Consider the following 26,522-nt stretch of genomic DNA (forward strand, 5'->3'; position numbering starts at 1 on the left):
CTTATGCCTGCTACGGATAACAGTCTGTCAATTGCACATCTTATTCTTAATGCCAGTTTTCTGGTGCAAGTGGTAATGCTGATTCTGGTATTGGCGTCAGTCATTTCCTGGGCCATGATCTTTCAGCGTGAACGTTATCAACGTAAAGCATCAGGTGCATTTAACTATTTCGAAAAGCAATTTTGGTCGGGGATTGATCTCAACCAGTTGTATCGCCAGAGCAACGGCCGTAATGAAATGGTGGAAGGTATTGAAAGTATTTTCCGCGCTGGTTTTAAAGAATTTACTCGTCTACGTCAGACCGCAGGTGCAGATTCGGATGCGGTGATGGAAGGTTCCCAGCGTGCAATGCGTGTAGCACTTGCGCGTGAACAGGAAAAGTTGGAAGAGAACTTGCCATTTTTGGCGAGTGTGGCATCAGTCAGTCCTTACATTGGTTTGTTTGGAACTGTGTGGGGCATCATGGTCTCCTTCCTCAATATCGCTAACGCGGGCCAGCCAAGTCTTGCCACTGTTGCGCCTGGTATTGCAGAGGCATTGATCGCAACGGCTATGGGTTTGTTTGCGGCCATCCCGGCGGTATTGGCCTACAACAAGTTTTCTGCGCGTGCTGAAAGTTTGCTGGCTAATTATCAAACGTTTGCCGAAGAGTTTTCCGCGATTCTGCATCGTCAGGTTCACAGCAAGTAACGCTGTTTTACAGTCATTGAAAAAACAGGTTAATAGCTATGTCTGGATTTGGTCCACCCATTAAAAAGAAACTCAAAGCTGAGATTAATGTTGTTCCCTTGATCGATGTTATGTTGGTGTTATTGATCGTTTTTATGATCGCAGCACCCATGATGACCCAAGGTATCAAAGTCGAATTACCCAAGGCGGCGTCAGACCCGGTAGAAAGTAAAGACGATGAGCCAATTACCGTATCGATTAAGGCGGATGGCACTTATTACATAGATTTGGCGGGTAATCCCGAAGCGCCGCGCCCTATTGCAGAAATTAAATCAATCGTTAGTAAAGTGCTTAAAGAGAAGCCCAACACGCCGGTATTTGTGCAAGGCGACAAGAAAGTTGATTATGGTGCGGTGGTGAATCTAATGGGTGAGCTTAAACAAGCAGGGGCTCCCTCAGTCGGCTTGATAACGGAGCCAGCGCGCTAACGATTATGAAGTTAGAAAGATCTTTATCGCTTCCCTTATTCCTCAGTATTTTTCTACATGTATTGTTGTTGGTGTTGTTTTTGGGAAATTGGGACTTCTTTAAAAAAGAGGAGGAACCTTACAAGCCGCATTTTGTAACGGCAACACTGGTCGATTTGAAGCCAAAAGCAAAAGCTCAGCCGCAGCAAAATAAAGAACAAGTGTTGGATTCCAAGGCCTATGAGGATTTGAAAAACAACAAAAAGCAGGAAGAACAGCGCAAAGTAGAGGCTGAAGCGCTTGTGCAAAAACAAAAAGATCAGCAGGCAAAAGAGGCTGCGGCCGCAGAAGCGGAAAAGCAGAAAAAAATCAAAGAGGAGCAGGCAAAAGTAGCCAAGGCAAAAGCAGAAAAAGAGGCGGCTGAAAAAAAACGCAAGGCTGAAGAAGAGAAGCGTAAAGCAGAAGCAGCCAAGAAAACCCAGCGAGAAAGGGAGGCTCAGGAGGAACAGCGCCGAATTCAAGCTGCGTTGCAAAAAGAGGAAAAGCACCTCAGCGAAAGCAATGATGACGCAAACGTAAAAAGCTACAACGAACTTTTGGCTGAACGCGTAGCTCAAAATTGGAGTAGGCCTCCATCTGCGCGCGCCGGAATGGTTGCTGTTTTTAATATAGACATGTTACCTAACGGACAGGTAGTAGATGTTAATCTGGCGAAAAGTAGTGGTAATTTTGCGTTCGATAATGCGGCAGAGCAGGCAATTCGCAAGGTGGAACGTTTTGTTGAGATTAAAGATGTTCCAATAGACGTGTTTGAAAAAAACTTTCGTCATTTTCAGTTTTCATTTAATCCAGAGGATTTGCGTCAGTGAGATATTTACTTAGTGCACTTTTATTGATGCTGGCGGTTACTGCCAATGCGCAAAACATCGTGTTCGTTACCAAAGGGGTGGACAATCCAACCAAGATTGCCGTAGTCCCATTTGCTTGGGCTGGCGGACGTTTGCCAGAAGACTTGGCGAAAATTGTTGGTAACGATCTTGAGTTTTCAGGGCAATTTGAAGCAACCGATCCTGAACGTATGCTGTCATTTCCTCGCTCTGAAGCCGAGGTCCATTATCGTGACTGGAAGGCCTTGGGGTCAGAGTATTTGTTGCTTGGTTCCATCAGCCAACAGGCTGGTCGCTATTATGCGAGCTATGAGTTGTTTGATGTTGTGCAACAAAAGCGTGTATTTGCGAAATTAACTGTCGATGGCACAGAGGCGCAGTTGCGCGATATGGCACACCATATTAGCGACAAGGTGTACGAAACTATCACTGGTATTCGCGGCATCTTCTCGACCAAGTTAATTTATGTCGAAGCGTTTAAAAAACCACAAAAATACCGCTTGATGTTGTCTGATATAGACGGCTTCCGTCCGCGTATGTTGCTAGAGTCTCGCTATCCTTTGCTGTCACCAGTTTGGTCGCCCAACGGTCAGCGCGTGGTTTACGTGTCTTTTGAGGCTGATAACAAACCTGCAATTTATGTTCAGGATATTGCTACTGGTCGTCGCCAGCAAATGACTAATTTCCGTGGTCTGAATGGTGCTCCAGCCTGGTCTCCGGATGGTCAAAAATTGGCCATGGCATTGTCAAAAGATGGAAATCCCGAAATTTATGTGATGAATGTTTTGACACGCCAATTGACTCGTGTGACCAATCATTTTGCAATTGATCATGAGCCAACTTGGTCGGCTGACGGCTCTTCAATATTCTTCACGTCTGATCGCGGTGGCAAGCCACAAATTTATCAGGTGAATGTTGCGACTATGCAGCAAGAGCGCGTAACGTTTGATGGCGATTACAATGCGCGTCCGCGCGTATCTCCGGATGGTAAAAGTCTTGTGATGTTGAACAAGCGCCCTGGAACTAGCTATCATATCGCAGCGCAAGATATAAAATCTGGCAATTTACGCATTTTGTCCGAGACAAATCTGGATGAATCGCCTACTATAGCGCCCAATGGCGCTATGCTTATGTATGCGACTCGTTCTGGTGGTAAAGGAGTATTGGCGGCGGTGTCCCTCGATGCGCGTGTCAAAATCCTCCAGCCCCCAAAACAAGGTGATGTGCGGGAACCCGCATGGTCGCCATTTTTTAACTAAATCCCCGTTCAAACTAGATCTAAACTTCATTGGAGTTACACACACATGATCACCAAGGCACTTAAGCAAGGTCTTACTTTGGCTGTTGTTATGTCTTTCCTGGTTGGCTGTTCAAGCAGCGACAACAAAGGCACTGAAGGTACTACCTCTGGTAGCGCTTCAACTGGCGCAGCTTCTTCAGAAGCTACCTTGTCAAACGTTGTTTACTTCGACTTCGACCAATACGCTTTGACTGCTGAGAGCCGTGCTGTTTTGTTGGCTCACGCTGACAAGCTGAAAGGTGCTTCTGTAGCTGTGCGTCTGGAAGGTCACGCGGACGAGCGCGGTTCACGCGAGTACAACATGGCTCTGGGCGAGAAGCGTGCAAACGCTGTTCGCGATTTCCTCGTAACTCAAGGCGTTAACGGTTCTTCTTTGGAAGTTGTTAGCTTCGGTGAAGAGCAACCAGCTGCTACCGGTAGTGATGAAGCTTCTTGGGCTCAAAACCGTCGCGTAGAAGTTAAGTACTAAGAGTCTAAACCCGTATGCTGAAAAATCTGATTGCTGTTGCTTTAATTGCTGCGGCGCCAGTCTTACAGGCACAAGTACGGGTTGTTGAGTCTTCACCTCAGGGCTTCGGCTCTGGGGTGGCTCAGCCTGATTTGCCTGCCTCTGCTGAATCTGATGTTTATTCCCAAATACGCGCATTGCAAGAAGAAGTTGCAATTCTGCGCGGTCTGTTAGAAGAACAACAATACCAGTTAAAACAGCTGAAACAATTACAGCTGGATAACTATATGGATATAGATCGCCGCCTATCTGGAGGCGCCACATCGACAGCTCCTGCTCGTGTCGAGTCAACTAAGCCATTGCCGACTACTGAAACGCATGTTATTGCTGACTCTGCCAGTGAGGCGGATGTGTATAAAGCTGCCTACGACTTATTAAATCTGAAAGATTTTGATGGTGCAGTTGCAGCGTTTAAAGATCACTTAACTCGTTTCCCTGGCGGTAACTTTGCCAGTAATAGTCATTATTGGTTGGGTAAGGTTGCAATGCTAAAAAAGGATTATCCTCAGGCAAAAACCTGGTTTACCGAACTAATTGCAAATTTCCCCGCTGCAGCCAAAGTGCCTGATGCTCAATTGGATCTGGGTAAGGTCTATTTCTTGATGGGTGAGAAAGCCAAGGCTAAATCGTTATTAACGGAATTGGCGTCTGGTAATACGGATGCATCGCGTTTAGCGCAGAAATTTTTAAGCGATAACTTTTAATCGCTGCAAGAAAAAAGAAAGGGGCTTTACTGTAAGCCCCGCAGCGAATCCATTGTTGGATACATGCTCTGTCCTTTTAACATGTGCTTCCTGCTGAAGCCCAGTGACTTCCTTTTGATTCTCCTTATCGTTCTTCGCTCCTGCAATATCCCTATTTGGCTCCGCGTCCTCTTGTCGCATCCTTAATATCTAATCCTTGATGTCCGGCTTCTTGCCGATTTTCCATCCTTGCGCTTTCCATAACTCACAGGTGTTGTCCCTAATTCCTTTTTCATAGCATCCTGGCGATATCAGCATCCTTCTGACAATCCTTGATCTTCCTTGCTGCCATTTCCTTCAGCTCTATTCCGTCCTTGATGTGATCATTATCTAGGTATTGTGCATTGGTAGATAGTCGCCAATTTCGCATTAGTTTGTAGGAAATTGACTACATTCAGTAGCGGTTATACTTAACGGGGTATAATTGCTAAAGAATTAGGAATTTGGCAATTTAAAGTACCTTCAACTTTTGCTTTTGATGAATTATCGCTGGGGTTAGCAGAATGCATTATTTGGGAAAAATCTTATCCTATTTGCTCGTGGCGGCTGTTTGCTCCCTAAGCGGCTCGTTAAGTGCCGCTGATGGTCCTCCTTATCAGTTAAATTATTCTGTGACGTTACTTCCGGAAAAGGCCGGGGCCTTGGTTAAAGTTCATGTTGATAAAGGCCAGTTGTTACATAAGATCAGCTTTAGTAACGAGCGAAATATTTATTCTGAGATTCGTGCGAACGGTAAGCTCACCATTAAAGAAGAAAAAGTTGAATGGGAGCTTCCGCAAGGCGAGGCAACACTTTCGTATTTCGTGGCGTTAACTAATGAGCGCTCTCCGGGAAAGTTTGACTCAAGAATGACTAGCGACTGGGCGCTCTTTCGCGGCGATGATTTAATTCCAGCAGTGCACACCTATGAAGTTCTAAATGCATACTCGGTGGCGACGTTATCATTTGTCCTACCTAAAACATGGAAAAGTGTAGAAACAGGTTGGGAGCGTACAGCGGGTAACACATTTACGGTTGATAATCCGGAGCGTCGTTTTGATCGCCCAACCGGTTGGATGGTTGCTGGAAATGTGGGGACGCGCAGAGCAACTGTTAAAAAAACAAAGATAGCAATTAGTGCTCCTGCGGGTCAGCATATGCGTCGTATGGATGCCCTTACATTTTTTAATTTTGTGTGGCCGGAATTACATAGAGCTTTCAAAAACACACCGCACAAATTATTGGTGGTGGGTGCCGGTGATCCCATGTGGCGCGGTGGACTTTCTGCATCAAACTCGCTATTTCTGCATTCAGATCGCCCTCTGGTTAGTGAAAACGGAACTAGCCCTTTACTGCACGAATTAACCCACATGGTCACGCGTATTAGTGGCAAGGTTACTGGGACAACAAATGATGACTGGATAGCAGAAGGGTTGGCTGAGTTCTATTCATTTGAGCTACTGTATCGTGCAGATGGAATGACAAAGTCGCGGCGCGCTAAAATTATTCGCAGTTTGTCAAAATGGGGTAGTGAGGTAAAGCATCTGCGCAAGAGTAAATCCACCGGGCCAGTTACCGCTCGGGCTGTTGTGTTATTAAATGATCTGGATCAGGAAATTCGCAAGCGAAGTAAAAATAAATACAGTATCGATGATGTGGTGCGCGAATTAATGGCGGTGCGAAAAGTATCGCTAGAAGATTTGACTCGCGCGAGTGAAAAATTTGCCGGTTCGAAATTGGAAGCGTTAAATTCGGCTTTGCTAAAATAATCTTAAAGCCCGACCTGAGCATTAAATTAAACCGAAGGTCGGGCTTTTTCTAAGTAATTACAAACTCCTTGCTACGATAATTCCACCCCAAAGTAGATTTCTATCTCCTGCACCTTCCTCTATCTCTGAGCTGTGCCCACGTAATACATAGCTGATTCTATAGCCCTGCTTAAAGGCGAATGTATAACCAGCCCATGCTTCAACCAGTAATGGATTAAGTTGGTCGTGGTCATAGGTAACTGCACTATCGCGAAATTGTCCCTGCAGGAAGGCATTGTAAGCTCGCGCTTTTAATGCGACACCAGCCCAAAAATACCGTTCATTTACCGCTTTGGCGTTACTGGAGTAAGAGGATTTTTCTCCATAGCTGGCCAGTTCCGGATTAAATGATGACCACGGGCTGTGGATTCTGCCTTTGCGAAAACTTAAGCTCCAGCTCGCTTCGGTTAAATAGCCAGCAGAAGCCTGAATGGTGCTCTTTACTTCAAGATTATCCGAAAAGCCCTCCAGGAATTTCTGGCGCGCAATCACATAGCGACCTGTCAGTTCCCCGCCATCACTAATTTGGTTATCCCACCCCTGGGGTCTCTCACTAGACGTGACTTCGTGCACTACATTCTGCAGTTCGCCAACCACGTTCAGTCCAAGTGCACCCAAGGTCAGGGTACTTTTCCAGGCGACGTTATCAACCAAATCAATTTGTTCCCGCGAACTGGAAATATAAATCAAACTTGCATAAGGGCGATCACTAGGGTTCGCCTGACTGGTACTTATATCTTCAGGCGTAAAACCGAACAACCCGATTTCCCGGCTAAAAGTTTCTTGCATGCTCAGTGAGTTGCGTTCATTTCCCAGCCATTCATCCAACACTAATAGCGGTTTATTTAGAGAGACTGAAGCAGCGTGAGCCTTACTACCAGTTTGGGTAAAGTTAATTCCATAGGTGTAATCCTGATCGCGACTACCTGGCACCAGTACGTCATTGTCAAACGCAAACGCCCAGCTTTGCGCTGGCTTGGATGTTTGATGACCCAGATGCAACAGCGGACGTTTTTCCTCTTCAACCAAGGCGGCAACTTTTATCCATTCAGTCTCGTCGTTACCCTGCAAAGGTAGCTCGGCGAAGGCGGGTATAGAGTTAATAACTAAAAATCCAAACGCGATTAAATGTTTTATGACAAAAAATCTGGATCTATGTCTTAGCGAGTTCACAGTGGTAACTCCTTCTTTAATGGTTACCTAAACGTTTTAAAGTGCACCTTTGATAAATAAAGTGACCAGTCGTCTTGTTTTCTCTGCGAAAAATTTTTGAGATAGTAATCCGTATCTCAAAATTTTTTGCTTTATAAATAAGCGACCAGTCGTCTTTATAGTGCCCGGTAAAAAATGCCCTTTGGGCATTTTTCAGGTGCGGTAATTAGATCAAGCTGATGGCTTGTTGAACAACTCGGGAAGAACAGTCAAAAACGCGTTCAAAGGCTCACGACACTTGGATGCTTTCATTCGCATCAGGGTCCCTTCCCAGGCATTAAATAGGAACTCAGCCAAAATCGGGGAGGGCAAATGACTTTTTAAACCATTTTTAAGTCGCGCTTCTTCCAATACATCCTCTATAGCTTGGGTGCTATTGCGCAGCATCTGGCGGACTTTAATGCGAATTGCTTCGCTGGACTCCGACATTTCCTGACACATATTCCCGATGAAGCAACCGCCATTGAGGTTCTCTTCACAGCCACCGATATTTTCCACGAAGAAGCGGGTAAGCCGCTCTTGAGGGCAAATACTGCGGTTGTTAAGCAAGTGACGATTCTGCTCCATACGTTCTTCGGTGACTTTCTCTAGCGCTTCAATGGCGAAGTCTTCTTTGCTTTTGAAGTAGGTATAGAAAGACCCCTTGGGTACGTTGGCGGCGTTGACAATGTCCTGAATACTGGTGCCGTTATAGCCGCGCGTGGCCATTACTTTTAAGCCGGCATCCAGGAGATGATCTTTTTTCAGTTCGCGTTTGCTCATGGTGTAAATATATGACCAGTCGTCTGTTAATTCAAGCGACTGCTTAGGTTAAGTTGTTATAGGAGTTAGCGATTTTGTTATGAGAAAGTGAAAATCCCGCATATTCATGCTCATTATTGTTGTACGTTGGCCGGGATTACAAAACCCACTGGCGATTAGTGTAGTTCTTTCAGGTGCTTAATCAATCTAGCTTTGAGTGCTGGCGGTAAGTTCCGGATCGTCAGTACATCCTGATCTGCATCATATTCAATTTCCCGTCCCAGACAGTCCGATGCGAAACTCATGCTCAGGTTGTCATTGCGCCCGCTAATACGCACATAACTGCGTATTTGCCCGGCATGCGGGATGAACTCTGGCTTGATTTCAGGCTTGCTGGTTTCTACATAACGCACAAAGCGATCTGGCTCGTAACTTTTTACTTCTTCCGCGAGGTTTTGCGACAAGTCAGCGATGGTAACGGCCTTGCCAGCTTTGTTTTGCTCCAGGCAGTAATTTACCACCTTGGTGCGTGTCAGTTTTGCAGCCGTGTCGTCCAGTGTTTGGCTGAAATCATCAACTACTTTCAGAAATTCGGCGGTTTCCTGTTTGATGTCTTGCTTGTCGGTAAAGGCGATGAATTGGGTAAATGCATCGGCGATGTCTTTATCGGTACGTGAGCGGATGAGCGTGAGGTAGGTGCTGGAATTGGCATCCGCCCAATCTTGCAGCTGAACTTTGGCTGCCAAATTAAAGCCACTGGTATCCAGATGGAGTGATTCATCGATTGCCAGTTCACCATCCAGATAAATACCGCTCAAGTGTTCCAGCAAATACACCTGCAGGGTATCGCCAACTTCGAGTTTTTCCTCCACAAAGAATACGTAGGCATCCAGCAATGATTCTGCACTCTCTAACGCGTGCTGGAATTGCTGCATGGCTTTGTGGGTAAAACTCAGGAAGCTCAAGCGCTCTTCACGTGAATCTTTTAGCCAGGAGGGCAGGGGAAACTCTCCGAGTTCGTCGGAAAAACGCCCGTAGCTTTTGCCGCCCTTGCGAATAAATTGCGCCTTCAATTCATAGGCGAGTTCTTCCAATTTGCCATTAGTGGTGAATGGCTCACCGCGCAATTGCAGTTCAAAAGCCGTGCCGGGAGAGTGGCGATAAATTCGATGAGCAACAAGAGCGGTAATGGCCATAGCGGAATCAGGTCTATTTCAGGATTAATGAGAGCAAAGGGGAAAAAGCCGGCTATTATAGGCGCCAAAGCAATTTTGCACAGACTTGATTTGGGCCCTCTATGACTATCCAACGTTTAAACCCCACGCCGCGCTGGTCGGACGCTACTGTATTTAATGGGATAGCCCATTTTGTTGAAGTGCCTAATAACACTCAGGCGCCCATGGAGGACCAGATCGCGCAGATTTTGGCGCAGGCAGAAACTACGTTGGCTGCGATTGGCAGCGATAAGTCACAGCTGCTGTCTGCCACTATCTACATTACCGATAAAGAGAATGTGACAGCGCTCAATACCGCTTGGGCGGATTGGTTGCCGGCCGGTTGTGCACCCTCACGCGCTTGTGTAAAAGTAGAATTGCTCGACCCGGCTATGTTGGTGGAGATTGCATTTGTTGCAGCGGTTAGCCGCTAGTCTTTTCCCTGTTGCCTGGGGATTCTTGCCTATACTTCTCCTGTTATATCGCCCGGACAGGAGCTAGTCATGGCAACACCTATAGATCAATATTTAAATATCCTCGCCAAAAAAGATGGTTCGGATTTGTACTTGAGTACGGGCGCGCCGCCCTGTGCAAAATTTCAAGGCGTATTAAAACCGCTCACCAGTGAACCCTTTAAACCTGGAGAAATTGAGAGTATTGCCAATGCCATCATGGATGATGAGCAGCGTGCAGCCTTTACCCACGAACTGGAAATGAACCTCGCTATCTCTATTCATGGTGTAGGTCGTTTTCGCATTAATATTTTCAAGCAGCGCAATGAAGTGGCGATTGTTGCGCGCAATATCAAAACGGATATTCCACAATTCGATGCGCTGGGCCTGCCGGAAGTGTTGAAAGATGTGATCATGACCAAACGTGGTTTGGTGTTGTTTGTCGGTGGCACCGGCTCGGGTAAGTCTACCTCCCTGGCAGCGTTGATTGATCATCGCAATTCTTCCAGCGGTGGTCACATCATCACCATCGAAGATCCAGTGGAGTTCGTACATAAGCATAAGCGCAGTGTAATTAACCAACGTGAAGTGGGCGTGGATACGCGCAGTTATAAAGCGGCATTGAAAAACACTTTGCGCCAGGCTCCGGATGTCATTCTGATTGGTGAAATTCGCGATCGCGAAACCATGGAGCATGCGTTGGAGTTTGCTGAAACCGGGCATTTAGCGATCTCAACCCTGCACGCCAATAATTCCAATCAGGCATTGGAGCGGATCATCAATTTGTTTCCGGAAGAGCGCCGCCCGCAATTATTGATGGGGCTCTCGCAAAACTTGCGTGCATTTGTGTCGCAGCGGTTATTGCCCACGGTAGATGGAAAGCGCTGCGCGGCGGTAGAAGTATTGCTCGGCACTAAAACAATTCAGGAATTGATTTTAAAAAGTCGCCTCACTGAAATTAAAGAAATTATGGAGAAATCTGAAAATCTCGGCATGCAAACTTTCGACGGTGCGATTTTTAAATTATACATGGCTGGTAAAGTCAGTTTTGATGATGCTATCGCCAATGCCGACTCCCCCAATAATTTGCGTTTGCGAATCAAACTGGCGACTGATGGTGTGGTTGTTCCCAAAGCAGAACCTGTTGTTGCAGAACCTAAAGCACCGCCAACCAGTTTTGGTGAATTGAGTTTGCAAAAAATGGATGAAGATGAAGAGCCTTAATCCTGAAATATTCCGTAAAAATAGTTAGAGCGGTAAAGCCTGATTTATGACTGTAAAAACCATCGAGCAATTATTAAAGCCTCATTCCATTGCCGTGATTGGTGCGTCCAACCAACCCAATCGCCCGGGCAATGCGGTGATGCGCAATTTATTGCAGGGTCAGTACGATGGTCCGATTATGCCGGTGACACCGCATTACAAATCCGTTAATGGTGTGCTCGCCTATCGCTCGATTGATGAATTACCGCTGGTTCCAGACCTTGCCATTATTTGTACCCGGGCAACGCGAGTTCCGGCAATTATTTTGCAATTGGGACGCAAAGGCACACGCAATGCCATTGTGATTGCGTCCGGGCTGGATAATTTATACACCGCGCAGGGCACCAACTTGCAGGAGCAAATGCTCGCTATTGCCAAAGAATGGGGTGTGCGCATATTGGGGCCGGATTCGCTCGGTATTATTGTGCCCTCTCTGGGATTAAATGCGAGCTATGCGCACACCAACGCGCTACCGGGGAAAATTGCTGTGGTATCACAATCCAGTGCCGTGTGCGTCACTTTGCTGGATTGGTCCAAGCGCCGGCGCATTGGTTTTTCCTATTTTATTTCGCTCGGCGAAGGTGTTGATATCGACTTTGATGAGATGATCGATTTCCTCGGGCGTGATCCAAATACTTCTGCCATTTTGTTGTATATCGATGCCATTTTTGATGGCCGTGCATTTATGTCCTCTGCGCGCGCCGCATCCTTCAATAAACCTATTCTGGTCATTAAAGCGGGAACCTGGTCGGAGTCGGCGTTAGTAACTTCGCGCTTGCAAGCGGAGCAAATTGGTGAGGATGCGGTTTACGATGCTGCATTTCGTCGCGCCGGTATGCTGCGTGTAGGCGATTTGCGCGAGTTGCTGGCGGCGGTAGAAACCCTCGCCAATGGCAAACCGATTTTCAGTGAGCAATTGGTTATTTTAGCCAATGGCAATGGCCCCTGCGCGATGGCTGTGGATGCGCTATTGGAACGTGGCGGGCGCCTGGCGAAGTTGGATGATGCTGTCGTGCAACAATTGCAAAAAATTATTCACACCGGTGGCCGCCCCAGTAACCCAATTAATGTGCTGGGTGATGCATCGCCTGACACCTATCGCAAAGTATTAGATGTGTTATTGCAAAGTAACAGCATCGATAATGTATTAATTATGCAAGCTCCGTCGGCGCTTACGCCGGGTGAAATTTTTGCGGAAGCGGTGATTGATGTATACCGCAATCACCCCGGTAAAAAACCGAACCTATTTGCTAACTGGATGGGAGAGGATGCAGCCCAGGAAGCGCGCTTGCGTTTTGCTGCCGCAGGCATTGCATCCTTCCGCACACCTGAAGGTGCTGTGGGGGCATTCATGCACATGGTGCAATATCGCCGCAACCAGAAGTTATTATCGGAAACGCCGGAATCCATCAGCGATAAAGTTCCTTATCAGCCTGTTTACGCGCACCAACTCATTGAATTGGCGCTGAGCGAAGATCGCGTACAGTTAAGTTCCGGTGAAGCCCTGGAATTATTATCTGCCTACGGCATTGCCGGTGCGGATGTAGAAAAAAATAGCACGAACGTTAGTGGTACGCCCCATAAGTTACGCGTGCAAGTACAAACAGATCCGGTATTTGGACCGGTGATTTTGTTAGGTGAAGCGGCAAGTCATTGGTCTATTCGTAAAAGTGCAGTAGTGGCCTTGCCGCCTTTAAATATGGCGCTTGCTCGTTACATGGTGATTCAGGCATTGGCGGAAGGAAAAATTCGTGAACGCGAAAGTTATGCGGCGTTTGATTTACCGGCGCTTTGTTTGTTGTTAACGCAAATTAGTCAAATTGTGATTGATCATCCGCGTGTAGATTCATTAGTGCTTAACCCGGTATTGATAGCGGGTGCCCAAGTGCAGGTGGTGGATGCGGGCGTAAAACTGCGCTTGGACAATCGTCTCGCTGCATTGGCAATTCGCCCCTACCCCAAAGAATTGGAGGAGACCTGTGTATTGCGTGACGGCCAGGAAATTATTGTGCGTCCAATTAAACCGGAAGACGAATTGAGTTTGCAAGAATTTGATAATTCACAAACCAAAGAAGATAGATACAAACGTTATTTTGCCGATTTACCCCAATTTTCTCACGAGCAGATGGCACGTTTGGCGCAAATTGATTACGCGCGTGATATGGCCTTTGTCGCTGTTGCGCATGACAATGTTGTGGTGAAAAATGTTTTGGTGGAAAAAATCCTTGCCGTAGTACGGGTGCAAACTGATCCGGATAATCTCCAAGCTGAGTTTGCCATGGCGGTGCGCAGTGAATTAAAAGGCATTGGGTTGGGCGCGCGCCTGTTGCAAAAAATGATTGTTTATTGTCGCAGTCAAGGTACCAAAGAATTAATTGGCGTGACCATGCTGGAAAATGCAGGCATGGCAAACCTGGCCCGCAAGCTGGGTTTTAATGTGAAGTTTAATCGGGATGAAGGTCTGGTTGATATGAAGCTGGATTTACAGAATGCGTGAACTGATTAGTGCAATTTACTAATGTAACAACGATGAGAAGATTATGCGGTTGAAATCTGATTCCTTCATTAAATATTTTATCGGCTGTTGGCTGTTTATTGTTGCAGTATGCGCCAGTTCACAGCCATTAACGGTCGGTGTCATCGGGCGCTCCAGCAGTGATGGCAGCGACATTACCAGTTATTATGAAGATGTACTGCGATTAGCACTGGAAAAAACGCGTACAAGCCATGGTGACTTTATTATCCGGCAGCGCCCTTTTGAGGCGAGTGTTGATCGCGTAAGGGCCATGCTGCAAAGTGCATCTGGCGTAGATGTTATTTGGGCATCGGCAACACCTGAGCGCCTGCAAAAAATGCGCTATATCGATGTAAATTTATTACATGACTTGAATAATTATCGTGCATTACTTATCCGAAGATCTGACCTTAATAAATTTAAAAAAATAGAAACTCTCGAAGATTTGCATAGGTGGAGTGCGGGGAATGGTAGTAATTGGACCGATACTCGTGTGATGCAATCAAATGGTTTTAAAGTGGTGACCGCGGTCGATTTTGGTTTGTTGATGAAAATGTTAACCGCGAAGCGGTTTGATTTCATTACCCGAGGATTACATGAAGTGGGAATGGATTTGGCTATGTTTTCCGCGCAGGATATTGCGGTTGTACCGAATCTGCTCTTGAAGTACTCGGAACCTGTTAGTTACGGCTTTTTTGTGCGCAAGGAAGATGAGCACTTGGCGCAGCGTTTGGAAAAGGGGGTAGCAATCGCCAACGACGATGGTTCTTTGGTGGAGCTACTGGAGCGAACCGAATTGTTTAATCTCGGGCGTAACCTGTTGCAAAAAAAACCGCGAATTATCGAGATCGATAACAGCGCCGCGTTGCAATAGCACTGCTTACCTTTTTTATTGTCAATGGATTTATTGTTAATGGATTTATTGTCCATGGATTTGTTGCCACTTATCCCTCAGCCATACACTCAGGTTAGCCCTTCGCGCCTATGGCTGAGGGTAGCGCATCAGTATGTTACGCGATAGGCGCTGACAGTATTGCTAAAGAAATTCGGAACGACCAAGAGTTTGCGCTTTTTGCTGTAGGCAAAATCGGCGGTAAAAATTCCGGTAGTGCTGGAGTCCAGCAATAGTGTTTTGGTTCCATCGCTATTCACCCAATAAATTTGTCCCTCCCACACAGACACCAGATAGCTATCACATTTTACCTCCGCAATGCCGTCAATGAGTCCGAAGGGCATTTGGGTAATCAATGTTGCTTCGCTTGCGGTGTTGTAGCGAACCAGTTGGGAGCCTGATCCTACGAGTAAAACATCCTTTTCGATTGCCAAGCCGTTAGCACTGGGTACGTTGTCGATATAAATCTCAGGAACTCCGTTGCGAATTCTGTAAATTTTTCCTGCGCCCGTGTCTGAAACGAAAATATCGCCGTGTTTATTGGCGACCACATCGTTTAAGAAAGCAGAGCCCGGTATTGGAATTAGATTAACAATCGCGCCGCTTTTCAGGTCGATAACAGCAACTTCATCGATATCGGAAACGTAAAGAAACTTGCCGGAAATTGCCATGCCTTTGGGGGCATTTAAACCGCTGGCCCAAGCGCTATCCAGCAACTGTCCATTTTTGCTGATCTTCGCAATATCCCCATTGCCGTCTTTGCTGTAGTAATCGCCTTTGAGTACCGACACCAAGAAAAAGTCTTGCCCTCCCTGGTGAACTTCCAACACTGATTCGGGGATGTCCAGCCCGGTTACTTGCCATACAAGGCTTAGTGAAGGCTCAGATGTTTTGGCAGCCATCACTTCGGTAGCACCTATTAGCAAGCTAAAAAGCAGAGCAGTTTTCAGAATGAATTGCATATAAACCTCTCATTAAGTGAACGGGATTTACGCTGCTATTCCAAGGGCGTTATTGCTGCCACAGGGATATTGCTACAGCGCTGGTGTTGGGTCTTACTGGTTTGAAATTCTTGTTAACGCGAAATCATTGTGCAGTGATTGCGCGTCATTACAAAGTTGGCGGGTGTTAATAAGGGGTGTCTAAGTTTTTGAAAAAAAAGAGATTTTTTTTGGTATGTAAAAGGTATGGCGAATGTAGGCTAATTCGAAGCCGATGGTGAGGGATTGCGAACCTCAGGGTTATTCCGCGGGCGTTAAAGTTTTGCCAGGGCTTTGATATGTGCAACCGCGCAGCGGCCCAAGCCCAATAAATCGTAACCACCCTCCAACATAGACACTATGCCTTTGCATTGCTCTTCGGTGGGATAAAGCTTGCTGCTATCCATCAACTGACGCATTTTTTGGGTGATCCAGGTGTAATCCTGTTCCACCAAACTGATAGACGACATGTCATCATCGATATAGGCATCAAAGCCGGCGGAAATAAAAATAAGCTGCGGTTTGAAGCTTTCCAGCGCTGGTAGCCACTGGCTGCTAATGGCATCGCGAAAGCCTTGGCTGCGGCAGGTGGCGGGGAGGGGAGTATTGATGATATTTGCGGGTACATCGTCAATTTCAGTATTTGGGTAAAACGGGTACTGGAAGCTGGAACAAAAAAGCACGCGTGGCTCGTTTAAAAAAATATCTTGAGTGCCGTTGCCGTGGTGCACATCAAAATCCACTATGGCGACGCGCTCCAATCCATAGGTTTCCAAAGCGTGTTTTGCGGCTATGGCGATATTGTTAAAAATGCAGAATCCCATGGCGCGTGCTTGTTCAGCGTGGTGGCCCGGTGGGCGTACGTTGCAAAACACCGAATCTGTTTCGCCGCGCATTACCATGTCCACACCCAAAATACCGGCGCCGGCGGCGTGACGTGCGGCCGTCAATGTGTGGGGTGATAGATAAACGTCATCGGCAAAAAAATGAATACCGGATTGCGGCACCGCGCGCGTAACTTTCTGGATATGTTCAATACTATGAACGCGCAATAATTGTTCATCGGTAATCGCTGGTGCTTCGCGCTGATACAGCAGCGCATCAATGCCGCTCGCTAATAGTTGGTTAGATATCGCATCAATTCGCCCGGGGCATTCCGGGTGGCCGTCGGGCATCTGGTGTTCATGACAACTAGGGTGGCTAATTAATGTGGTCAGCATAGTCTTATTTATCCTGCGCAATAGTCGCCACTATAAACGCTTGTGCAAGGCCTTGTGAATATTTCACAAGGCGGTGGGGATTAATTAACGGGGAATGATTTTGCCGCCGCCTATACTGATCACCGTCGACTGATGATGTCGGCGCATCACTAACCTAAAAGGAAATTTTTATGAAAAAGTCACCGCTGTGGCTCGCAGTTTTATCTGCTCTGGCCGTTCAATCTGCTCTAACTGCATCGTCTGTTTCTGCTGCTGTAGCAACCCCGGAAAAAACCACCAGTATCGCAACGCGCGATTTGTTGGCGCAATCGGATTTGGTGTTTTCTGGCAAGGTTGTGGGCGTGGAATACAAAGACTCTGCCGATGGTCTCCCACATACCTTTGTGACCTACGACGTTGATCAAGTGATCTCCGGTCGTCCGGATGGCTCACAAGTTACCTTGCGTTTTCTGGGTGGCCGCCAACAAAAAGGCGAAGTGATTCGTTATCTGGAAGTATCTGAAACCCCGGAATTTCAATTAGGCGATACCGATATTTTATTCGCCAGCAAAAATAACAGCAGCATCTGCCCGTTAGCGAAATGCACATCCGGTCGCTTCCGCAATCTGGATGGTGTGTTGGCGAGTGATGATGGTCGTGCGATTATCGAAAAAACGGATAGCAGCTACGCGATATCCTCTGCTGTGATCGCTACTGAAGCCGACGGTAAGGGTGAAGTTGGGCACGGTGCCAACGCCTTGGCCAGTGTTGCGCGTGAACCTGTCTCTCCTGCTGTACCCGCGACTGCAGTAAAAGCAGAGCAATTTATTGCCGAGTTACGTGAGCAAGCGCAGGAAGTCGCCAGCGCACGTGCGGATACACCGGTATTTATTTCTGCATCGATTAAAGACGAGTTTAAATCTGCGGCCATGGCTCCCGAAGCCGCGCCTGTTGAGAGCGCGCCAGGTTTGTTGCGTCGTGCGACGACTCCAAGCGATTTCGATCGTTGGGAAGAGGAAGCGATTCGCAAAAATAGCGGCAACCCGGTTCTTTAATTACTCACTTTTTTAAATGTCTAATGACAAGGAAACTATCATGAAAAAATTACTCTTAACGTCACTTGGTTTGGTAATGACCCTGAGCGCAATGAGCGCGAGCGCGGTTGGTTGGCGCACCTGCGATGGCAACAAAATTAAATGGGGCAGCAATTCGGTAACGATGCGTGCGAGCAATGTGAGTTTTCCATCAGGTTCCGCATTTGGTAACTCGTTACAAACTTCTATTAACCGTGTAAACGACAACCCCAGTAATTTTAATTTTTCGTTGGTGTTTGGCGATACGTCTATCGGTCGCGATAACGGACAAAATGAAACCTGGTTTACCAGCGATCCGGATGTACACGGCGGCGCGCCAGCACGTGCATTAACCTGGTATCACTGCTATTGGGCTTTCGGTTGGCACTATGGTATTGATGAAGTCGATGTAGTGTTTAACACTGCCGAGTCTTACACCACATCAATGAGCAAAACCAATCTGTGGGCTTTTGGTGGCATGTTCCGTCCCTTTGAAACAACCGCTGTACATGAATTTTCACACGCGATGGGTTTGCTGCACGAAAATCGCTGGTACAGCATCATGGGTCAAGATTGGACCCACATCCATGCTAACGGTGACACCGCACGCTCCTATTTAGGTGAAGATGGTGCAGAGGGTTCAGTTATCCTTTATGGTGCGCAAGCTGGTGCTATGGAAGATTTGTCGCTGACTAATTTTAAATATTTGGGTAAGGATGGCGAGTACTCCACGCATCAACCTACGCAAATGTTTACTTCCGGTGGCTCGGTATTGAGCTGGTTTAACGATGCTGGTGAGCGCCGTTATCGCGTCAATAAAGGCCAGTCAGTACAGCTCGAATTAACCGGCGAGAACAATGGCAAAACCAGCCAAACAGTTAAAATTGCTTACTATGTTTCTACCAATAATTTGATTAGCACGGCAGATCGTTTGATTGGTACTGGCACGGTAACCTTAAGTCGTAATCAACCGGCCACGTTCAAAAGCAATCTGGTAATTCCTGCCGATCTGACGTCGGGGACCAATTACTGGGTGGGTGCAATTGTGGATTACGACAATGCGCTGACTGAAACTGTTTCTACCAACAACGCATCTTATCTGCCGATTCGTGTCAATTAAGTTTTAGCGGATTGGTAACCAAAAAGCCCGCAAATGCGGGCTTTTTATTTGCATCGCATCTTTCACGAACGGGTAAAGAATTGATAAACATCCTTCAGAGTATTTTTGCTCTGGTTAGTATTGGTTGAGGCAATTTGACCGTTGCTGGTAGTCAACAAAACCCATTAAAAAAATAAGTAGTGAGAGTCAACCATGTATAGATATATCTTATTAATGTTTTGTTTTTCGCTAGTTGCGTGCGGTGGATCTTCGGGGACGTCAAAGAGTACATCCGCAAACTCATCAGCTGCGCTAGCCAGTAGCCAAACGTTTTCAAGCGCTGCCACACAGTTAGCCCTGGTCCCATTACCCGCGGAAGTGATTGAGCATAATGGCGTGTTTGATCTGGGCGCAGAAGTTGTTTTGAGTACGGATGCTAATGCACCCACTGCCAATCAGGCCGTGATGCGTTTGCTGAACTCCCTGGGGATTAACTCCGTGAATTCCGCAGCCGCTAAAATTCGCTTGTCATTGGTTAATCAAGCGGACTTGGGTGATGAGGGATACAGTTTAATTATTGCAGACGATATCAGTATCCGCGCACAAACAGATGCAGGGTTGTTTTATGCGTTACAAACTCTACAGCAATTACTTCCGGTTGGCAGGCAAGCGTCGTATAAATTGCCCAGAGTAAGTATTACGGATGTGCCCCAGTATGCCTGGCGCGGCAGTATGGTGGATGTCGCGCGCCATTTTTTCGGTATTGAATATTTAAAAAAACATATTGAGCGAATGGCTGCATTCAAGCTGAATAAATTGCATCTGCATTTATCGGATGATCAGGGTTGGCGGATGGAGATAAAAAAATATCCGAAGCTAACCAGTGTGGGTGGATCCACACAAGCCGGTGGCGGCCCTGGTGGCTTTTATACTCAAGAAGAACTGAAAGATCTGGTTGCCTATGCGGCGAACTACAATGTAGAGATTATTCCCGAGCTGGATATGCCCGGACATGTGCAAGCTGCAATTGCGTCATACAACGAGTTAGCGTGCGATAATGTAAGTAATCTGGATTTATACATCGGCCTTAATGTCGGTTTCAGTGCGTTGTGTCTTACCAAGCCTGAGGTCATTTATCCATTTGTACAGGATGTTTTGACCGAAGTGGTGAATGTATTTCCATCGCAATATATTCATATCGGTGGGGATGAAATTAAGCACGCATTGTATGGTGAGTTTATTGATAAGGCTGGTCAGATTATTAAAGAATTAAATCGCACGATGGTTGGCTGGGAAGAAGCATCGGCGGGAAAAAATCTTGCACCAAATACATTGCTGCAATTGTGGAATGACGATTACGACATTAAATCGGCGACTGATCGCAATATCCACTTGATCCTGTCTCCCTGTAGCTATTTGTATCTGGATCACGGCAACGTCAATGGTCAACCTGAAACCTATACATGGTGTCGCAAGCAGGGTGTTCCGCTGGAACGAGTTTACAGTTTTAACCCACAAAAATATTCACTGGTCACTGGCATAGAAGCGCCGGTTTGGAGCGAGCTCGTCTCATCAGAAGCAGCAATGGATAATCGTATGTGGCCGCGCCTTGCAGCGGTAGCGGAAATTGCCTGGACGAATCAATCTGCACGCAATTATCAGGAATTTACCCAGCGGATGAAATCACTAAAACCCTATTTTGATAATGCGGGAATTCACTACTACATTGAGCCGCAATTGGGTTGGTAGGGCGGTTTAATAAGCGAAAAAAACGCAGCACTGTTTAATGCTGCGTTTTTTTTGAAGAACTTGGCTTCAGCGCCTGGGGTCGGATGACTTAGTTTTTCTCGCGTGCGATAGCGCGGTACGCAATATCATTACGATAAAACATTCCATTCCAGCTGATTTTTTCAGCGAGTTTGTAGGCGCGTTGTTGTGCATCCGAAACACTGTTGCCCAATGCCGTGGCGCAAAGTACGCGGCCGCCATTCGTGACTGTGTTGCCATCTTTTTGTGCGGTACCCGCGTGGAAAACTTTTTCGCCGGCAACTTCAGTTGTTGGTAAACCGGAAATTACGTCGCCTTTGTTGTAGCTATCCGGATAGCCGCCTGCAGCCAATACAATACCAACCGAAGCGCGCGCATCCCAATCGGCGGTGGTTTTATCCAAATCGCCTTTGAGTGCAGCCAAACACAGTTCAACCAAATCGGATTGCAAACGCAGCATAATTGGCTGGGTTTCCGGGTCGCCAAAACGGCAGTTGTATTCGATAACTTTAGGTGCGCCAGAAGCATCAATCATCAAGCCCGCGTAGAGGAAGCCGACGTAGGTATTGCCTTCGGCCGCCATACCATTCACGGTTGGATAAATGATTTCTTTCATCACACGATCATGCACGGATTGCGTTACAACAGGGGCAGGTGAGTAGGCGCCCATGCCGCCGGTGTTGGGGCCAGTGTCGCCATCGCCAACGCGTTTATGGTCCTGGCTGGTGGCCATTGGCAATACGTTTTTGCCGTCGACCATCACAATAAAACTGGCTTCTTCGCCTGCTAAAAACTCTTCAATAACGACGCGGCATCCGGCATCGCCAAACGCGTTGCCCGAGAGCATATCGCGCACGGCGTCTTCAGCTTGTTGTAATGTTTCAGCAACGATTACACCTTTACCTGCCGCAAGGCCATCCGCTTTGATAACAATCGGAGCACCGTTCTCGCGCAGGTAAGCGAGGGCAGGCTCCACTTCAATAAAGTTTTGGTAGTCGGCAGTAGGGATTTTGTGACGCGCAAGAAAATCTTTGGTGAAGGCTTTTGAGCCTTCTAATTGCGCGGCACCTTTGCTGGGGCCAAAGCACAATAATTTACGCGCTTGGAAATAATCCACCACACCGGCGACCAGCGGAACTTCAGGGCCAACGATGGTTAAACCAACGTTATTTTGTTCAGCAAAATTTGCCAGGGCTTCAAAATTCAAAACGTCGATCGCAACGTTTTCCAATTTTGCTTCCAGTGCGGTGCCTGCATTACCTGGAGCAACAAATACTTTTTCTACTTGTGCGCTCTGCGCTGCTTTCCACGCGAGGGCATGTTCGCGGCCGCCGCTGCCAATAATTAATATGTTCATAAATTGAATTTCTTTTTAAGTTGTTCATGTAGGTTGGGGCGAGCCGCGTAGGCTAAGGAACGAACCCCAACATGACCATCTAACCGCAACCATTGTTGGGGTTCGCAAGCTCACCACCAACCTACAAAAGCAATGTCGCAAATTATTCGTGATGCGATCTATTAATGTCTAAAGTGACGCATTCCGGTGAACACCATTGCCATGCCGTGTTCGTCAGCAGCGGCAATTACTTCTGCATCGCGCATAGAGCCGCCGGGTTGGATCACAGCCGCAATACCCACTTTGGCAGCATTGTCGATACCATCGCGAAATGGGAAGAAAGCGTCGGAAGCCATTACCGACCCAGCAACTTGCAGTCCAGCGTGTTCTGCTTTAATCGCTGCGATGCGCGCGGAATTTACACGGCTCATTTGGCCGGCGCCAACGCCGATGGTTTGTGAATTTTTGGCGTAGACGATTGCGTTGGATTTAACAAATTTCGCCACTTTCCAGGCGAATAATAAATCGCGCAGTTCTGCTTCAGTGGGAACGCGTTTGCTCACAACTTTTAGATCTGCAGCGGTGATCATGCCGTTATCGCGATCTTGCACCAACAAACCACCGTTTACGCGTTTGTAATCCAAGCCGCCGATGCGCTCAGTTCCCCATTCGCCACAGGCGAGCAGGCGCACGTTTTGTTTCGCTTTAACGACTTCAACGGCTTCAGCAGAAACACTCGGCGCAATAATGACTTCCACAAATTGACGCTCTACAATTGCCTTGGCGGTTTCTGCATCCAATTCGCGGTTGAAAGCGATAATGCCACCAAACGCCGATTCGGTATCGGTAGCGTAGGCGAGGTCATAAGCATCTTTAATATTGGCGGCTACAGCAACACCGCAAGGGTTGGCGTGTTTCACGATCACACAGGCTGGTTCGGTGAAACACTTAACGGTTTCCAATGCAGCGTCGGTATCGGCTACGTTGTTGTACGACAGCTCTTTACCTTGTAATTGTTTTGCAGTGGCAATGCTTGCTTCCTGTGGATTTTTTTCCACGTAGAAAGCCGCTTTTTGATGCGGGTTTTCACCGTAACGCATTTCTTGTGCTTTGATAAATTGGGTGTTGAAGGTACGCGGGAAATCAGCGCTACCACCTTCTACCAAACGACCAAAGTAATTAGCGATAGCACCGTCGTATGCCGCAGTGTGTTCGTAGGCTTTGATTGCGAGGTTGAAGCGGGTTTTTAACGAGGTGCTGCCATTGTTCGCTTTCATTTCCGCCAGAATAGTGGCGTAGTCAGATGCATTCACAACGATGTTTACGTGGGCGTGATTTTTTGCCGCGGCGCGGACCATGGTCGGGCCGCCGATATCAATATTTTCTACCGCGTCTTCCAGTGAGCAATCTTTGTTGGCAACGGTTTTTTCAAACGGGTACAAATTGACAACGACCATATCAATCGCGTTGATACCGTGTTGTGCCATTACGCCTTCATCAATACCGCGACGGCCCAAAATGCCGCCGTGCACTTTCGGGTGCAGGGTTTTTACACGGCCATCCATCATTTCCGGGAAGCCGGTGTAGTCGGAAACTTCAATCGCAGGGATCTTGTTATCGGTGAGTAATTTAAAGGTGCCACCGGTAGATAGAATTTCCACGCCTTGGGTGTGCAGGGCTTGGGCGAATTCAACAATACCGGTTTTATCCGAGACACTGATAAGGGCGCGTTTTACGGCAACAAGATCAGAAGTAGACATACACAATTCCTGTAGATGTAAAAGTAGTAGATGAGAAAGTTAAAGCGGAAAACGGGTGTACAAAAAATAAGAGTCGCTAAAAAGCAAAAGGGGTGGAAACGAATCACCACCCCTTTTTTTAGTTGCCATGCGGCGCTGGAAAAATTACAGCAGACCGTATTGCTTCAATTTTTTACGCAGAGTGCCACGGTTTAAACCCAATACTTGAGCAGCGCGGGTTTGGTTGTGACGAGTGTACTTCAATACGATTTCCAACATGGGGGCTTCTACTTCAGCGAGTACCATTTCGTATACGTTACTAACGTCTTGACCATCCAAATGCTTGAAATAATTATCCATGGCTTGCTCTACACAGCCGCGCAGTGATTGAGCTTGAACGGGTTGTTGGTTGGCAGCTTGTGCTGGAGTTGATTCAGCAAAGAAAGTTGCGGTATTCATGCGGCTTTTTCCTCTTTCGTAAGCAGCTGTTCAAAGAAATTTTGAATGCTGGTTTGTTGTTCTTCTGCGGTCTCTATCGCGTTAAAGGTTTTGCGAAATACTTCGCTGCCAGGGACGGTGTGCAAATACCAGCTCGCATGTTTGCGCGCGATACGCGGCCCCATAAACTCACCATAAAAACGGTACAGCTCACACAGATGGGTACATAAAATATCCCTGACTTCCATCAGGGATGGTTCGGGTAATTGCTCACCGGTACGCAGGTAATGCGCAATTTCCCGGAAGATCCAGGGACGGCCTTGAGCGGCTCGCCCAATCATCACCGCCGCAGCCCCTGTGTGATCCAACACAGCTTTGGCTTTTTGCGGTGAATCTATATCGCCATTGGCAAACACCGGAATTTTCACGGCATTAACGACACTGGCGATAGTGTCGTACTCGGCGTCACCTAAAAAGGCGTCAGCGCGGGTGCGACCATGAAGCGCAAGCGCTTGTATACCTGCGGCTTCGGCAATCTGTGCAATACGCACAGCGTTGCGTTGTTCATCGCTCCAGCCAGTGCGAAATTTCAGTGTGACAGGAATGTCCACTGAGCTCACTACGGCGTGCAGAATATCTGTTACGAGTTGCTCATCTTTGAGCAGGGCCGATCCCGCGGCTTTTTTGCATACTTTTTTTGCCGGACAGCCCATGTTGATATCGATAATCTGGGCTCCGTTAGCAGCGTTAAGGCGCGCTGCTTCCGCCATCATTTCCGGATCGCCACCGGCAATTTGCACGGCAATCGGTTCTGCTTCGCCTGTGTGATCCATACGCAGACTGCTTTTGCGGCTACTCCAGAGTGCGGAGTCCGCTGTTAACATTTCCGATACCACCAGCCCTGCACCCAGCGAGCGACACAATTGGCGAAAGGGCCGGTCAGTCACCCCCGCCATAGGTGCGAGTATGACTTTGGAATCTATGCAATAGGGGCCGATGTTAAACACGTGTTGTGATTACGCTTTTTTGCCGTTGTGCCGTAAAGGCTGGTTTTATCGGAATCACTCCGCTTAAAAACTGAGCGGAGCCCCTGCATTAAAGGGGCGCCATGATACCCGTTTGGACGGGGGTTGGGAACGTAAAAAACGTAAAAACCGCCGTTTTTTTGAGCGATAAAAACGGGCTTTTTTAGTGATTTCGGGTTGCAAAAAATAGTGATTTGGGGCAGTGACTATTACTGTTCGGTGAGGGGGTCGTAAAGATAGGTTTCGTAATCGCGCGACAAGCGTTTAATCAGTGGATTTTCCATTTTCACCAGATTGCGTTTTTGCAGTTGGGCTTCCGTGAGTCCCTGATGATGGCGTTTGTACCAGAGCTTGTTGAATGACCCGTCTTTGTAGGCGAGTTCCAGGCCGCGTTTAATTCGCGCCAGCACGGCCTGATTATCTTTGTGGGTAAAAAAGAATTTGGGTAGTGGGTAATAGAGCGCCATTTGGCTGTCGCTCGTTAGACCCAGGCTGCTCTCATGCTGGTGTTCGTAGTGGTATTCCGATGGGCCGCGACAAAAAAAGTCCACGCGACCAGCTTTGGTCATGCGAAACAGATTGACCACGCTATTGGCTTCTATAACTTGCAGGTGGTTGTAACGCAGGATTTTGGTATCTGCCCAGCCTATACCAGTGCCAAAGGTGTACTGTTTAAGTTGCTCGCTGCGCGTGATGTTGCTGACTTTGGTTTTCAGCTCATCGCGCATAAAACAGATCCGAAAACTAAGTGCACCGCGGTCGAGTGGGAAGGGGATGTGCGCGAGCTTTTCCTGTTCGGCCAGATCGTCCTCGTAACTCATTTGCAAAATCAAATTGGGGTAAATGTTGTTATGCAAGGCGGCGATGGTGCGAGCGCGGTTCATAGGTGGTATTCCCCGTAGCTCATAAGGGCCATATTCCGCCCGGGTTTTTTCCAGTGCCAATTGTAGTGCCTCTACTTCGTAGAGCACTCGTTCATTACTGGTAATCTCGGGTAGCTTGTGGGTAACGATCAGCGCTGAAGGGGAGGGCGCAGCAGATGTGTTTTCTGCAAGGGCGGGCATAGAAAACGCAAAACATAGCAACAGCCCCACGCGGCGGGAAACCGAATAATGGGGAAGTGTGTGGTTGATTCGTTCGCCGTTAACGCCCTTGTCCATGACCAAATGCTCTTGTGCCCATTGCCAATTGTTGCGCTAGTCGTCTAGATGCGAGT

At 47.4% G+C, this 26,522-nt stretch carries 24 protein-coding genes; 14 read left to right on the forward strand and 10 right to left on the reverse strand.

Annotation, left to right across the window (positions count from 1 at the left end):
* The first annotated feature begins 3 nt into the window (after positions 1–3).
* The 7 genes from tolQ to D0C16_RS22315 all read left to right on the forward strand — a co-directional run bounded on the left by tolQ (position 4) and on the right by D0C16_RS22315 (position 6,322).
* The gene (gene tolQ, locus D0C16_RS22285) at positions 4–690 is read left to right on the forward strand and encodes a protein TolQ (protein WP_151034372.1); all 687 of its coding nucleotides are present in this window, start codon (positions 4–6) and stop codon (positions 688–690) included.
* Between the two features lie 38 nt (positions 691–728).
* Positions 729–1,157 (forward strand): protein TolR, encoded by a 429-nt coding sequence (gene tolR, locus D0C16_RS22290; protein ID WP_151034373.1) that lies wholly within the window; start codon positions 729–731, stop codon positions 1,155–1,157.
* Positions 1,158–1,384: 227 nt separating this feature from the next.
* Positions 1,385–2,005: a cell envelope integrity protein TolA gene (tolA, locus tag D0C16_RS22295; RefSeq protein WP_255481953.1), complete on the forward strand. Its 621-nt coding sequence runs from the start codon at positions 1,385–1,387 to the stop codon at positions 2,003–2,005.
* Positions 2,006–2,031: 26 nt separating this feature from the next.
* Entirely contained in the window at positions 2,032–3,282 is a 1,251-nt protein-coding gene (tolB, locus tag D0C16_RS22300; protein WP_225319063.1) for a Tol-Pal system beta propeller repeat protein TolB, read from the forward strand.
* Between the two features lie 45 nt (positions 3,283–3,327).
* Positions 3,328–3,792, forward strand: a complete 465-nt coding sequence (gene pal, locus D0C16_RS22305; protein ID WP_151034376.1) for a peptidoglycan-associated lipoprotein Pal — start codon at positions 3,328–3,330, stop codon at positions 3,790–3,792.
* 14 nt (positions 3,793–3,806) lie between these two features.
* A complete protein-coding gene (locus tag D0C16_RS22310; protein WP_191968595.1) occupies positions 3,807–4,535 on the forward strand; it encodes a YbgF trimerization domain-containing protein in 729 nt (242 codons plus the stop codon).
* Between the two features lie 542 nt (positions 4,536–5,077).
* Positions 5,078–6,322: a hypothetical protein gene (locus D0C16_RS22315; RefSeq protein WP_151034377.1), complete on the forward strand. Its 1,245-nt coding sequence runs from the start codon at positions 5,078–5,080 to the stop codon at positions 6,320–6,322.
* A gap of 57 nt (positions 6,323–6,379) precedes the next feature.
* Here D0C16_RS22315 and D0C16_RS22320 read toward each other — a convergent pair whose 3' ends face one another.
* The 3 genes from D0C16_RS22320 to D0C16_RS22330 form a co-directional block, all read right to left on the reverse strand.
* Positions 6,380–7,534 (reverse strand): lipid A deacylase LpxR family protein, encoded by a 1,155-nt coding sequence (locus tag D0C16_RS22320; RefSeq protein ID WP_225318818.1) that lies wholly within the window; start codon positions 7,532–7,534, stop codon positions 6,380–6,382.
* 210 nt (positions 7,535–7,744) lie between these two features.
* On the reverse strand, positions 7,745–8,335 hold the full coding sequence (locus D0C16_RS22325; protein WP_151034379.1) for a TetR/AcrR family transcriptional regulator: 591 nt from the start codon (positions 8,333–8,335) through the stop codon (positions 7,745–7,747).
* A 155-nt stretch (positions 8,336–8,490) separates the two neighbouring features.
* Positions 8,491–9,510, reverse strand: a complete 1,020-nt coding sequence (locus tag D0C16_RS22330; protein ID WP_151034380.1) for a nucleoid-associated protein — start codon at positions 9,508–9,510, stop codon at positions 8,491–8,493.
* Positions 9,511–9,611: 101 nt separating this feature from the next.
* On the opposite strand from D0C16_RS22330, the gene D0C16_RS22335 reads away from it, so the two are divergent.
* The 4 genes from D0C16_RS22335 (at position 9,612) to D0C16_RS22350 (ending at position 14,632) form a co-directional block, all read left to right on the forward strand.
* Positions 9,612–9,962: a RidA family protein gene (locus D0C16_RS22335; protein WP_151034381.1), complete on the forward strand. Its 351-nt coding sequence runs from the start codon at positions 9,612–9,614 to the stop codon at positions 9,960–9,962.
* A 69-nt stretch (positions 9,963–10,031) separates the two neighbouring features.
* Positions 10,032–11,204 carry a PilT/PilU family type 4a pilus ATPase gene (locus D0C16_RS22340; protein ID WP_151034382.1) on the forward strand — a complete coding sequence of 391 codons (1,173 nt, stop codon included), beginning with the start codon at positions 10,032–10,034 and terminating at the stop codon, positions 11,202–11,204.
* 46 nt (positions 11,205–11,250) lie between these two features.
* Positions 11,251–13,740, forward strand: coding sequence for a bifunctional acetate--CoA ligase family protein/GNAT family N-acetyltransferase (locus D0C16_RS22345; protein ID WP_151034383.1), 2,490 nt, complete (start codon positions 11,251–11,253; stop codon positions 13,738–13,740).
* 43 nt (positions 13,741–13,783) lie between these two features.
* Positions 13,784–14,632, forward strand: coding sequence for an ABC transporter substrate-binding protein (locus D0C16_RS22350; protein ID WP_151034384.1), 849 nt, complete (start codon positions 13,784–13,786; stop codon positions 14,630–14,632).
* A 128-nt stretch (positions 14,633–14,760) separates the two neighbouring features.
* On the opposite strand, the gene D0C16_RS22355 is transcribed toward D0C16_RS22350, so the two are convergent.
* The gene (locus tag D0C16_RS22355; protein WP_151034385.1) at positions 14,761–15,612 is read right to left on the reverse strand and encodes a GTP-binding protein; all 852 of its coding nucleotides are present in this window, start codon (positions 15,610–15,612) and stop codon (positions 14,761–14,763) included.
* A gap of 293 nt (positions 15,613–15,905) precedes the next feature.
* Positions 15,906–16,850: a histone deacetylase family protein gene (locus D0C16_RS22360; RefSeq protein ID WP_151034386.1), complete on the reverse strand. Its 945-nt coding sequence runs from the start codon at positions 16,848–16,850 to the stop codon at positions 15,906–15,908.
* 170 nt (positions 16,851–17,020) lie between these two features.
* Between D0C16_RS22360 and D0C16_RS22365 the strand changes: the two genes are divergently transcribed.
* From D0C16_RS22365 to D0C16_RS22375, 3 genes are all read left to right on the forward strand, one after another.
* Positions 17,021–17,884, forward strand: a complete 864-nt coding sequence (locus D0C16_RS22365; protein ID WP_151034387.1) for a hypothetical protein — start codon at positions 17,021–17,023, stop codon at positions 17,882–17,884.
* 40 nt (positions 17,885–17,924) lie between these two features.
* Positions 17,925–19,022 carry a hypothetical protein gene (locus D0C16_RS22370; RefSeq protein ID WP_151034388.1) on the forward strand — a complete coding sequence of 366 codons (1,098 nt, stop codon included), beginning with the start codon at positions 17,925–17,927 and terminating at the stop codon, positions 19,020–19,022.
* A gap of 192 nt (positions 19,023–19,214) precedes the next feature.
* Positions 19,215–20,750, forward strand: a complete 1,536-nt coding sequence (locus tag D0C16_RS22375; RefSeq protein ID WP_151034389.1) for a beta-N-acetylhexosaminidase — start codon at positions 19,215–19,217, stop codon at positions 20,748–20,750.
* Positions 20,751–20,838: 88 nt separating this feature from the next.
* On the opposite strand, the gene purD is transcribed toward D0C16_RS22375, so the two are convergent.
* From purD to D0C16_RS22400, 5 genes are all read right to left on the reverse strand, one after another.
* The gene (purD, locus tag D0C16_RS22380; RefSeq protein WP_151034390.1) at positions 20,839–22,125 is read right to left on the reverse strand and encodes a phosphoribosylamine--glycine ligase; all 1,287 of its coding nucleotides are present in this window, start codon (positions 22,123–22,125) and stop codon (positions 20,839–20,841) included.
* 161 nt (positions 22,126–22,286) lie between these two features.
* Positions 22,287–23,864, reverse strand: coding sequence for a bifunctional phosphoribosylaminoimidazolecarboxamide formyltransferase/IMP cyclohydrolase (gene purH / locus D0C16_RS22385; RefSeq protein ID WP_151034391.1), 1,578 nt, complete (start codon positions 23,862–23,864; stop codon positions 22,287–22,289).
* Positions 23,865–24,008: 144 nt separating this feature from the next.
* Entirely contained in the window at positions 24,009–24,302 is a 294-nt protein-coding gene (fis, locus tag D0C16_RS22390; RefSeq protein ID WP_151034392.1) for a DNA-binding transcriptional regulator Fis, read from the reverse strand.
* Positions 24,299–25,237, reverse strand: coding sequence for a tRNA dihydrouridine synthase DusB (dusB, locus tag D0C16_RS22395; RefSeq protein WP_255482118.1), 939 nt, complete (start codon positions 25,235–25,237; stop codon positions 24,299–24,301). Before dusB ends, fis begins: the two co-directional genes overlap by 4 nt.
* Before the next feature lie 278 nt (positions 25,238–25,515).
* Positions 25,516–26,466, reverse strand: coding sequence for a transporter substrate-binding domain-containing protein (locus tag D0C16_RS22400; RefSeq protein ID WP_225318819.1), 951 nt, complete (start codon positions 26,464–26,466; stop codon positions 25,516–25,518).
* Positions 26,467–26,522 lie beyond the last annotated feature (56 nt).

Origin of the sequence: Cellvibrio sp. KY-GH-1, from assembly GCF_008806975.1 — a bacterium.
Taxonomy (GTDB): Bacteria; Pseudomonadota; Gammaproteobacteria; order Pseudomonadales; family Cellvibrionaceae; genus Cellvibrio.

Excerpts from the sequence above, each read along its gene's own strand:
- pal (WP_151034376.1), top strand. The coding sequence starts at position 3,328 with ATGATCACCAAGGCACTTAAGCAAGGTCTTACTTTGGCTGTTGTTATG.
- fis (WP_151034392.1), bottom strand. The coding sequence starts at position 24,302 with ATGAATACCGCAACTTTCTTTGCTGAATCAACTCCAGCACAAGCTGCC.
- purH (WP_151034391.1), bottom strand. The coding sequence starts at position 23,864 with ATGTCTACTTCTGATCTTGTTGCCGTAAAACGCGCCCTTATCAGTGTC.
- D0C16_RS22325 (WP_151034379.1), bottom strand. The coding sequence starts at position 8,335 with ATGAGCAAACGCGAACTGAAAAAAGATCATCTCCTGGATGCCGGCTTA.
- D0C16_RS22340 (WP_151034382.1), top strand. The coding sequence starts at position 10,032 with ATGGCAACACCTATAGATCAATATTTAAATATCCTCGCCAAAAAAGAT.
- D0C16_RS22360 (WP_151034386.1), bottom strand. The coding sequence starts at position 16,850 with ATGCTGACCACATTAATTAGCCACCCTAGTTGTCATGAACACCAGATG.
- D0C16_RS22375 (WP_151034389.1), top strand. The coding sequence starts at position 19,215 with ATGTATAGATATATCTTATTAATGTTTTGTTTTTCGCTAGTTGCGTGC.
- D0C16_RS22315 (WP_151034377.1), top strand. The coding sequence starts at position 5,078 with ATGCATTATTTGGGAAAAATCTTATCCTATTTGCTCGTGGCGGCTGTT.
- D0C16_RS22370 (WP_151034388.1), top strand. The coding sequence starts at position 17,925 with ATGAAAAAATTACTCTTAACGTCACTTGGTTTGGTAATGACCCTGAGC.
- D0C16_RS22345 (WP_151034383.1), top strand. The coding sequence starts at position 11,251 with ATGACTGTAAAAACCATCGAGCAATTATTAAAGCCTCATTCCATTGCC.
- D0C16_RS22400 (WP_225318819.1), bottom strand. The coding sequence starts at position 26,466 with ATGGACAAGGGCGTTAACGGCGAACGAATCAACCACACACTTCCCCAT.
- tolQ (WP_151034372.1), top strand. The coding sequence starts at position 4 with ATGCCTGCTACGGATAACAGTCTGTCAATTGCACATCTTATTCTTAAT.
- D0C16_RS22335 (WP_151034381.1), top strand. The coding sequence starts at position 9,612 with ATGACTATCCAACGTTTAAACCCCACGCCGCGCTGGTCGGACGCTACT.
- D0C16_RS22310 (WP_191968595.1), top strand. The coding sequence starts at position 3,807 with ATGCTGAAAAATCTGATTGCTGTTGCTTTAATTGCTGCGGCGCCAGTC.
- D0C16_RS22350 (WP_151034384.1), top strand. The coding sequence starts at position 13,784 with ATGCGGTTGAAATCTGATTCCTTCATTAAATATTTTATCGGCTGTTGG.
- D0C16_RS22330 (WP_151034380.1), bottom strand. The coding sequence starts at position 9,510 with ATGGCCATTACCGCTCTTGTTGCTCATCGAATTTATCGCCACTCTCCC.
- purD (WP_151034390.1), bottom strand. The coding sequence starts at position 22,125 with ATGAACATATTAATTATTGGCAGCGGCGGCCGCGAACATGCCCTCGCG.
- tolR (WP_151034373.1), top strand. The coding sequence starts at position 729 with ATGTCTGGATTTGGTCCACCCATTAAAAAGAAACTCAAAGCTGAGATT.
- D0C16_RS22355 (WP_151034385.1), bottom strand. The coding sequence starts at position 15,612 with ATGCAATTCATTCTGAAAACTGCTCTGCTTTTTAGCTTGCTAATAGGT.
- dusB (WP_255482118.1), bottom strand. The coding sequence starts at position 25,237 with ATGGCGGGGGTGACTGACCGGCCCTTTCGCCAATTGTGTCGCTCGCTG.
- tolB (WP_225319063.1), top strand. The coding sequence starts at position 2,032 with ATGCTGGCGGTTACTGCCAATGCGCAAAACATCGTGTTCGTTACCAAA.
- D0C16_RS22365 (WP_151034387.1), top strand. The coding sequence starts at position 17,021 with ATGAAAAAGTCACCGCTGTGGCTCGCAGTTTTATCTGCTCTGGCCGTT.